The sequence below is a fragment of the Actinomyces israelii DSM 43320 genome, from assembly GCF_000711965.1.
Taxonomy (GTDB): domain Bacteria; phylum Actinomycetota; class Actinomycetes; order Actinomycetales; family Actinomycetaceae; genus Actinomyces; species Actinomyces israelii.
Window position 1 is genome coordinate 20,829 of the sequence record NZ_JONS01000039.1, and the last position, 9,457, is coordinate 30,285.

The 9,457-nt window shown below is 70.2% G+C and carries 8 protein-coding genes; 5 read left to right on the forward strand and 3 right to left on the reverse strand.

Going from position 1 to position 9,457, the window contains the following annotated elements; translation table 11 throughout:
• Positions 1 to 62: 62 nt before the first annotated feature.
• Together O145_RS12080 and O145_RS18285 are read right to left on the reverse strand one after the other, a co-directional pair.
• A complete protein-coding gene (locus tag O145_RS12080) occupies positions 63 to 512 on the reverse strand; it encodes a MauE/DoxX family redox-associated membrane protein (protein WP_043563360.1) in 450 nt (149 codons plus the stop codon).
• 45 nt (positions 513 to 557) lie between these two features.
• On the reverse strand, positions 558 to 797 hold the full coding sequence (locus O145_RS18285) for a hypothetical protein (RefSeq protein ID WP_156966751.1): 240 nt from the start codon (positions 795 to 797) through the stop codon (positions 558 to 560).
• A gap of 545 nt (positions 798 to 1,342) precedes the next feature.
• Here O145_RS18285 and O145_RS12085 point away from each other — a divergent pair.
• The 3 genes from O145_RS12085 to O145_RS12095 all read left to right on the forward strand — a co-directional run bounded on the left by O145_RS12085 (position 1,343) and on the right by O145_RS12095 (position 5,570).
• Positions 1,343 to 3,259, forward strand: a complete 1,917-nt coding sequence (locus O145_RS12085) for an ATP-dependent DNA helicase (protein ID WP_043563368.1) — start codon at positions 1,343 to 1,345, stop codon at positions 3,257 to 3,259.
• Positions 3,260 to 3,402: 143 nt separating this feature from the next.
• Positions 3,403 to 4,407, forward strand: coding sequence for an L-lactate dehydrogenase (locus O145_RS12090; RefSeq protein ID WP_043563361.1), 1,005 nt, complete (start codon positions 3,403 to 3,405; stop codon positions 4,405 to 4,407).
• Positions 4,408 to 4,844: 437 nt separating this feature from the next.
• Positions 4,845 to 5,570, forward strand: a complete 726-nt coding sequence (locus tag O145_RS12095; RefSeq protein WP_084682586.1) for a MarR family winged helix-turn-helix transcriptional regulator — start codon at positions 4,845 to 4,847, stop codon at positions 5,568 to 5,570.
• A 527-nt stretch (positions 5,571 to 6,097) separates the two neighbouring features.
• On the opposite strand, the gene O145_RS12100 is transcribed toward O145_RS12095, so the two are convergent.
• A complete protein-coding gene (locus tag O145_RS12100) occupies positions 6,098 to 7,084 on the reverse strand; it encodes a magnesium transporter CorA family protein (protein ID WP_043563362.1) in 987 nt (328 codons plus the stop codon).
• A 244-nt stretch (positions 7,085 to 7,328) separates the two neighbouring features.
• Here O145_RS12100 and O145_RS12105 point away from each other — a divergent pair, with 244 nt between their 5' ends.
• A complete protein-coding gene (locus O145_RS12105; protein WP_043563370.1) occupies positions 7,329 to 8,483 on the forward strand; it encodes an ImmA/IrrE family metallo-endopeptidase in 1,155 nt (384 codons plus the stop codon).
• Positions 8,483 to 8,635, forward strand: coding sequence for a DUF4411 family protein (locus O145_RS17535; RefSeq protein ID WP_084682584.1), 153 nt, complete (start codon positions 8,483 to 8,485; stop codon positions 8,633 to 8,635). The genes O145_RS12105 and O145_RS17535 overlap by 1 nt, the downstream gene beginning before the upstream one ends.
• The last annotated feature ends 822 nt before the right edge of the window (positions 8,636 to 9,457 follow it).

Here is a 9,457-nt window from a genome sequence, read left to right on the forward strand (position 1 = left end):
CGCTCGTGACAGCCGGGCGCCCGTGAGCGCGGCGGCGGCGAGCGCGACGCACCCGGCCGCCGTCAGGACGACGGCGTCGCCGCGCCCCGTGACGAGCACCCAGGGGCGCTTGCTGGCGGCCTGGCCTCCAGGAAGAGCATGACGACGACCACCGCGTTGCGCACGACGAGCATCCGGCTGACCCTGGTCCTGGTCAGGGAGCCGAAGCAGCCGCACTCGGTGACGATCCCCCTCAGGAGCGCCTGCGCCATGGCCGCCGCGAAGCAGACGAACAGCAGGCCCCCGGCGATGCAGGTGACGACCCGGTGCGCTCCCGCAATGAGAGCGGCGCCGAGCAGGATCTTCGCCCCCGCCAGGACCGCCAGGCAGGCCGGCTGGAGCGGACGCGGGACCATCCTGTAGCGGTCGATGGCGTCGAGCCTCCTGCCGGGCGGGTCGCGGTGCTGCGCGGCCGCGGCGACCAGCAGCACGACGCCCACGAGGACTCTGAATACGGAGGAGAAAGCCGGCATAGTCCTGTGTCACTTCGCTCACGGTGTGGGGGAGCAGAGATAGGTTCAGCTGGTGCAGTTGCGCACGATCGGGTTGCCGGACGAATCGTGTCCTTGCGCGGTGCACGATACGGGATTGTTGTCCTCGTTGACCGTGGTCTCGACGACCTCCAGGTCGTCGAGGGGCTCTTCGTACCAGGGGGTGGCTGGTGCCGCCTGGGCCGGAGCCAGTTCGGGTACGATTCTATAAAGGGCTGCGCCCAGGCCTGCTGAGACCGATCCGGCAATAAGCGAACGGCGTCTCATGGTGTCTCCTCCTGTTGCTGAGCCGCGTTCGGTGCGGTGAGTGCGATCTGAGTGGTCGGATACGAATGAACATGCTGCTTGCCCGGAACCGCCTTAAGCGCAACACATCTCTGTGCGACGTGGCTCTCGGTTCCTGGGCTCCCTGTCGGCAACTTCCTTCCTAATTTTCCTCCTTCCTGTGTCATCGATCATGGTAACGTGTGCTCCTTCGCGTTGCTGTGGTCTCGACTACATCAAGGAGGGGGTATTTATTCGGCTTTCTTAACGGGGTTGTTGCTAGCTTCCTCTACTTCTGCATGTTGTTAGCTGTTGGGCGGCCGAGCCTTCTGGCGGCGCAGCGGGACGCGAATCGTCCTGCCGCGGGCCCCAGCCCGCCTGTTGCGCGGGCCTGCCGCCCGGTGTCCTCACGTATCCTCACGGCCGTGCCGCCGACATCAGCCGCCCCGCCGCCCTCGCCCCCGGACGGGTGCGGCCGGCGCACCCGGGCGGCCCTCGACGAGGCCGTGCGCCGCCTCGGCGGCGCCCCGCGCGCCGGGCAGGTCGAGATGGCCGATCGCGTGGCCGGCGCGCTGGAGACCGGCGACCACCTGCTGGTGCAGGCCGGCACCGGCACCGGCAAGTCGCTCGGCTACCTCGTCCCCGTCATGGTCCACGTCCTCGACGCCGGGGAGCGCGCCGTCGTCTCCACGGCGACGCTCGCCCTCCAGCGCCAGGTGCTGACCAAGGACGCGCCCCTGGCCGCCGACGCCGTCGAGGCCGTCACCGGGCTGCGGCCCGGCGTCGCCCTGCTCAAGGGCTGGCAGAACTACCTGTGCCGCCACCGCCTTCAGGGCGGCTACCCCGACGACGACGGCGCCCTGTTCTCCGCCGGGGAGGCGGCTGCCGCGGGGCGGGTCGGCGAGGCGAGCCGGCGCTCAACCGGGGAGCAGGTCGTCCGGCTGCGCGAGTGGGCTGCGCAGACCGCCACCGGCGACCGCGACGACCTCGTCCCGGGCGTCTCCGACCGCGCCTGGGCGCAGGTGTCGGTGACCAGGGCCGAGTGCCTGGGACCGACCTGCCCGCTGCGCGAGGAGTGCTTCCCCGAGCTCGCCCGCGCCGCCGCCACCGAGGCCGACGTCGTCGTGACCAACCACGCCATGCTCGGCATCGCCGCGGCGGGCAACACCGGCGTGCTGCCCGAGCACCGGGTCCTGGTGGTCGATGAGGCCCACGAGCTCGCCGACCGGGTCCGCTCCCAGGGCACCGCGAGCCTGTCCGCGGCCGCCGTCGCGCGGGTGGCCGCCACCGCCAGGCGGGGCGCCTCGATCGTCGTCACCGAGCTGGAGTCCGCCGGCCAGCAGCTCCAGCTCGCCCTGGCCGACCTGCCCGACGGGCGCCTGCGCGACGGCCTGCCCGCCGCCCTGCACGAGGCGCTCGTCGTCCTGGACGGCGCGGCCCGCCAGGCGCTCGCCGACGTGCGCGAGGCCGCCAGGGCCGGCAGGAGGGGCGCCGACGCCGACGGGGCCGGGGGAGCGGCGCTAGCCCGCACCGCTCTGACCGACCTGGTGGAGGCCGTCGAGCGCATGACCTCGGACTCGGTGCGGGAGCGCCGCGACGTCGCCTGGATCGAGCGGCCCCGCATGGGCGCCGAGCCCCCCAGGCTCACGCTGGCGCCCGTCGACGTCGCCGGATCCGTGGCCGACTCCCTGCTGGCCGACCGCGCCACCGTCCTGACCTCGGCCACCCTGGCCCTGGGCGGCAGCTTCGAGCCGATGGCCCACACCCTGGGGCTCGCCCTGGCCGCCGGCCGGTGGGACGGCGTGGACGTGGGCACCCCCTTCGACTACGCCCGCCAGGGCATCCTCTACACCCCCACCCACCTGCCCCGACCCGGCAGGGGCATCTCCGAGGCGGCGCTCGACGAGGTCCTCGCCCTGACCGAGGCCAGCGGCGGCGGCATGCTGGGCCTGTTCTCCTCGCGCCGAGCCGCCGAGGAGGCCGCCGAGGTCCTGCGCGGCGCTACGGACCTGACCGTCTACGCTCAGGGCGAAGACCAGCTGCCGTCCTTGGTGGAGGCCTTCGCCGCCGACGAGGACGCCTGCCTGGTGGGGACCCTGTCCCTGTGGCAGGGAGTGGACGTGCCCGGACGCACCTGCCGGCTGGTCGTCATCGACCGCATCCCCTTCCCGCGCCCGGACGACCCCGTCGCCCAGGCCCGCAGTGAGGCCGTCGCGGCCGCCGGCGGCAACGGCTTCATGAGCGTGTCCGCCACCCACGCCGCCCTTCTGCTCGCCCAGGGGGCGGGGCGGCTCATCCGGCGGGCCGACGACCGCGGCGTCGTCGCCGTGCTCGACCCGCGCCTGCGCACCGCCCGCTATGGCGCCTTCCTGGCGCGCTCCATGCCGCCTCTGTGGCCCACCCGGGAGCGCGACGTCGTCCTGGGGGCGCTCGCGCGCCTGGCCGCCGCGACACGACCGGGGTAGTCCCTTCGAAGGGGCCGCGGCACCAGGGCGTCCGGCCCTTTCAGGCCCGGATAGTGACGAACCTCGCCCCCGCCGGCGGAAACCGCGTATTCTGGCCCTGGCCGGCGCGCCTGCCGTGCCATCACCCTATTCGGAGGAAAACCGTGTCCGAGGCCACCATCACCAACAGTGCACAAGGTTCCTACCCGACGGCTCCGGGGGGCCGCCCGTCCAAGGTCGCGATCATCGGCGCGGGTGCCGTGGGCTCCACGCTCGCCTACGCCTGCGTGACCAAGGGGGTCGCCCGCGAGGTCGTGCTGCAGGACATCGTCAAGGAGAAGGTCGAGGCCGAGGCCCTCGACATCGCCCAGGGGATCCAGTTCACCTCCGCAGGCTCCGTCTCGGGCTCCGACGACCCCGAGATCTGCCGCGACGCCGACGTCATCGCCATCACCGCCGGGGCCAAGCAGAAGCCGGGCCAGTCCCGCCTCGAGCTCGCCGGCGCCACCGTGGGCATTATGGAGAAGATCCTGCCCAAGCTTGTGGAGGTCGCGCCCAACGCGATCTTCCTGCCGGTAGCCAACCCGGTGGACGTCGTGACCTACTGCGCCAAGAAGATCACCGGCCTGCCGGAGAACCAGATCTTCGGCTCCGGCACCGTCCTGGACACCGCCCGCATGCGCTACCTGGTCTCCCTGGAGACCGGGACCGCGACGCAGAACATTCACGGCTACATCACCGGTGAGCACGGCGACTCCGAGGTCCCCCTGTGGTCCTCCTGCGAGATCGGCGGCGTGCCCGTCACCCAGTGGGGCAAGACCCTGGACGGCGGGGTCTTCGACCAGGCCAAGCGCGAGCGCATCGCCCACGACGTCGTCCGCTCCGCCTACCGCATCATCGAGGGCAAGGGCGTGACGAACTACGCCGTGGGCCTGGCCGTTCAGCGGATCATCAGCGCCGTCCTCAACGACGAGCAGCGCGTCCTGACCATTTCGCCGCTGCTGGAGAACTGGCACGGCATCTCCGACGTGTGCATGGCTGTGCCCACCATTGTGGGCCGTGAGGGCGCCGGGCGCCGTCTCGAGCTGCCGCTGACCCTGGACGAGCGCGACCGCCTCACCTCCTCGGCCGAGCGCCTGCGCGAGGTCGCCCGCGGCCTGGGCTACTGACTAGCGCGCCGTGTGACCGCGCCCGCGGCGCGGACTCGGTCCGGCACACGGCCGGCACAGGGTCGGCATGGAGTCGCACGGAGCCGACGGCCGGTGAGATGAGTGCGGCACCGGGGGCTGAGGCCTCGCCCTGGTTGACGGGGCGGGGCCTCAGTTGCGCGTGCGAGAGGGTGGGGCTCTTCTCGCCCGACCCGCCGGCCGGCACTCGTTGGGGCCGCATCTGGATGACCGGGTCCGGGGCTCGTCTCTGTACGACCGCGAGGGCGGCGAGGGGCCCGTACAGCCTGGGACGCGCGCGGCGCGCGGAAGTGATGCAGAGCATACAGCCACCTGCGATATGTGCTTGACGATGTCTGAAGGGTACCTGTAGTTTTTTGGTCGTCAGAGATCAGCAGGCACCTGCTGGACAGGTGCTCGATACGATGCAGGAGATCGTCATGGACACCACCACACGCACAGGGCTGCACGAGCGGCTCCGCCGCCTTCACCGGCTCATGCGCCGCCGCCACGTCGAGGCCCGCACTCACGCCGGTCCCCTGGCTGACACCACCCGCGGGCGCGGGCGGGTCCTCGCCGCCCTGAAGATGCAGAGCCCCATCCCCACCCGCGAGCTCGCCTACCTGCTCGACATCCGCCAGCAGTCCCTCAACGAGCTGCTCAAGAAGCTCCAGGCGGACGGGCTCGTCGAGCGCACCCCCTCCGAGACCGACGGGCGCGTCATGATGGTCGCCCTGACCGAGGCGGGCCGGGATGTCGAGGTCGGCCGGGAGGACGACGACTACCTCGACGCCCTGACCGACGAGGAGGCCGCCGCCCTGGTCGGGCTCCTCGACAAGCTCATCGACGCGCTCGAGACCGAGCTCGGGGCCGATGACGACGACGACCCGTCCGACTGGATGGCCGAGGCCCGGCGCCGCATGGGCGACGGGCCCTTCGAGGCCATGATGCGCATGCGCGAGCAGGGCTTCGGGCCGGGCCCCTTCGGCGGCCGGGGTCGCGGCGGGCACGGGGGCCGTGGCCGGGGTCCGCACCACGGTGAGCACGGTCACTGCTTCCCGGGCGAGGGCGGCTCGGAGGACGGGGGGCGCCGGCTCCGGCGTCGTCGCGGCGGGCCCCTCCCGGCCTGGGCCGGCGGATTTGCGGATCCTCGCCGCGGCTTCTAGCGCGGTCGGGCTGTACGGCGCGCCAGACGCGCCGACGCCGAGGAAGAATACGATCGGGAACGAGCACGGGCAGGCTGTACGGCGCGCCAGACGCGCCGGGCGGGTCGCGTGGGCGTCCCGGGAGCCGCCCCTGCCACCCTGAGACCAGCCATTCAGGCGGTTTGCACATGGGAGGGAGGCGATCCAACAGGGCAAATACCAGTTTTCGTTGGGATTCTGCGCTTCCACTTCGATCGTCAGGACTGGTTGACATGCTCCCACGTGCGCAGACCCCCCTCAACGCACATGGGAGCACCTCAACTCATTCTGCCGGATGCCGGAGAACCCCGGAATCACAAGGAAAGCCGGCGCACGCTCCGGTAAGGTCCTCCTCTCCCACGTGCAGCCCCGCCCCAGAACGACCTCGAAGCGGCCACAGCCCCGCCCCGCCGCGGGCGACGACGAGACCGTCGCCGCACCCATGGGCATATATCCGGCACAGCCGGGAGATCACTCGTTGAGATGGTCGGCCCCCGGGCCCGACCGGGTCAGATCCAGTCGTTCTTGCGCATGATGACGTACACCACGACCGAGGGGACGACCACCATGACCACTGCGGAGATCAGCCCGGAGCGCTCCCCGGCGCCCGGGTAGGGCACATTGATGCCGAACCACCCGGTCACGAGCGTGGGCACGGAGATGACCGCCGCCCAGCCCGCCAGCTTCTTCATCACGTTGTTGAGCCGCTGGTCCTGCAGGGACAGGTGGGTCTCGAAGACGCTGGCGATCATGTCGCGCAGGGACTCCGTCCACTCCGTCGCCCGCAGGACGTGGTCATTGAGGTCGGCGTAGAAGGGGTCCAGCTCGCGCTGCGAGTCCTCGCGGTGGCGCCACAGCACGTTGACCACCTCCCGCATGGGCAGGACCACGTGGCGCAGGGTGACGAGCTTGGTGCGCACGTCGTAGGCGGTGCGCTGGAACTCCGTGGAGTGGGAGTCCGGGGAGAACAGGTCGTCCTCCAGGTCCTCGATGGCGTCGTCGAGCTCCTGCACGGTCTCGAAGTAGCCGTCGACGATGAGGTCCAGCAGGGCGTGCACGAGGGCGGGGGAGCCCAGGTGCAGGAACTCCCGGTTGGAGTTGATGCGCTCCACGAGCGTGCCGGCGTCGATGCGCTCGGAGGTCCGGATGGTCACCAGGCCCCCGGGGAAGGAGAAGCCCGCGATCTTGCTCAGCTGGTCCTCCTCGTCCCCCTCGGTGGAGGCGAAGTCGGGCAGCGTCGCGTAGGTGACGAAGAAGGCGTAGCCGTCGTGCTGGGAGGCCTTGGGGCGCTCGTGCGGCGCGATCGCGTCCTCCACGGCGTTCGGGTCGAGATCCAGCTCGGTGGCCAAGAGGGCCAGGTCCTCACGCGCGGGGCGCACCAGGTCCGCCCACACGAGCAGCCCCGGCTCGGCGAGGGACTTCCTGAGGCCGTGCAGCTCAGAGGGGGCCTCGTCGGTGGGGCGGCCGTCGCGCCATGCCAGGGCTCGGAAGGTCATGCACTGATCCTGCCACTTCCTGCTACTGCGCGGGCAGGACCGCAGCGGATCGGCCGTTCTGGGCGACGGCGGTGGGCGCGGGCCCCGAGCAGGTCGTGGCCTCCACCGATTGCGGTCTGGGCGGCGCGTCCACGACCGCGGGACGCCACGTGTGATGACGGCGCGGATGTCGCAGGGGCGTCGTACGATGGCCGCGAGGGGGGAGAGTCCCTGATCGCGGCTGCCGATGAGGGAGGTGCCGGCCATGGTGGTCCGAGTCGAGGTGGAGCCCGCGCTGCTGAGGTGGGCTGTGGACCGGGCGGGCTGGGATGAGAAGACCGCCGAGAGCCGTGCGCCTCACCTGGATGAGTGGATCAGGGGCACGCGCAGGCCGACGCTGAAGCAGATCGAGGACTTCTCCAGGGCGACGCACGCGCCGTTCGGGCAGCTGTTCCTGCCGGAGCCCCCCGACGAGCCCTTGCCGATCCCCGATATGCGGACCGTCGGGGGCGACGGCGTCTCGAAGCCGTCGGGGGATCTGCTCGACACGATCTACCTGTGCCAGAACCGGCAGGAGTGGTACCGGGAGTACCTCCTGGAGGAGGGTGCGCCAGCTGTCGAGATTGTGGGATCCGCAGTCCGCGAGGAGGATCCCGCTGCCGTCGCCGAGCGGGTCCGGACGGCGCTTCGTCTCCATGACGACACCGCTTCGCACCGCTCGCGCAGGGAGGGTATGCGGCGGGAGCTCATTGACCGGATCGAGGAGCTCGGGGTGCTCGTCATGGTCAGCGGCATCGTCGGGAGTAATACTCGCCGGCGGCTTGACCCTCGGGAGTTCCGGGGCTTCGCTCTGGTTGACTCGATGGCGCCGCTGATCTTCGTCAACGGCAGGGATACGCGGGCTGCCCAGGTTTTCACGCTTGTCCACGAGCTGGCCCACCTCTGCCTGGGAGGCAGTGCACTATCGGATCCCAGCGACGTCGTGCGCCCGGGTGTCGGCGAGGAGCGCTGGTGCAACGCGGTTGCGGCCGCGGCCCTCGTCCCGAAGGCAGTTTTGAGAGCGGAGTACCGGGGCGATGTCGGGGTTGAGGCCCTGGAGGGTCTCGCCGGCTGCTTCGGCGTGAGCACACTGGTCGTGCTCAATCGTCTCTACGATCTCCGGCTCATCTCCTGGGATGTGTTCCGTCGCACGTACGGTGCCGAGCGCGAGCGGCTGATGAGCCTCATGACGGAACGAAGGCCGAGCGACGGCGGCAGTTACTACAATACGGTTCCCCTGCGACTGGGGCGTCGGTTCGCCCAGGCGGTGCTCCTGTCTACTTTCAGGGGGCGGACCCCGTACCGGGAGGCTTACGAGCTCTTGCAGGTGAGGAAGCACGCTACATTCAAGGAGCTGGCCGCTAACATGGAGGTGGCCTGATGTACGTGGTCGACGCGAACGTTCTCATCGAGGCCAAGAACCGTTACTACGCCTTCGATCTCGCCCCAGGTTTTTGGGAATGGTTGAGTCGAGCGTGTGCAGCAGGTGATGTTTTCAGTGTAGAGCCGGTCTACGATGGTGGCTGGAATTAAACAAAATGGCGTTCTGGGGCAGCTGCTGCGGGATTCCTGGTTGGTGTTTGCGGGGGGGATCTCGCATGAGGGTTGTCTCGTGCGGGTCGACATGACGGGGGCGGGATGTCCTCATCGGGTGGGGGAGGTGTTCGGGCGCTCTGCAAGCCGGCGGGGACTAAGGGCGGGGGCGGTTGTGTGCGCTGTCCGTGGTGTCGGCCTGGGTGCTGTCGCGGAGACGGTCGGGCGGGTCGGGGGAGGCGGTGCGTGAGTGGTTGTCGCGGTGGCGGCAGGGGCGGGCCCTCGTGGTGACCGGTCACGCCGTGGGCGAGAGTGCGGCGAGGCTCAATGAGGGCGCAGAAGGAGGAGGTGGAGGAGGTTCTTGGTGAGCCGCCATCGGACCTGACTCCTGACATTTGGACTGCCGGGCGTGTCTCGGACAGCCCTGAAAGCGGTCTTTCAGGCTGCTCGTCTTGCTGCTCGGTGCTCCTGGTCGGCCTCGCCCTGCGTCCTGTACCCCAGGGCAGAGCAGAGTTGTTTCTGATCGTGTGTACCGGGCTCGACCTGGGAGGCAGTATCCCGGATGGCCTTGCTTCTTGTGGGATACACCATCTGATAGACCCTCTCGTTCCTTGAGGGTCGCACCCGCCGACTTCCGCCCAGGCACCCGCCCAGCACACCCCGGTCCTGCCCGTGGAAGCGTTGATCTCATATCTCCCCAGATGCTGGGAGAGCTGCTCGGAGGTGTACTGGCACCCCCGGCCGGAGTGGAATCGAGTGGAATACCGTCTCCTCCTGTCGTGTGCGGGCACCTGCGGGCCGCCATATCGATCGCCTCGCACA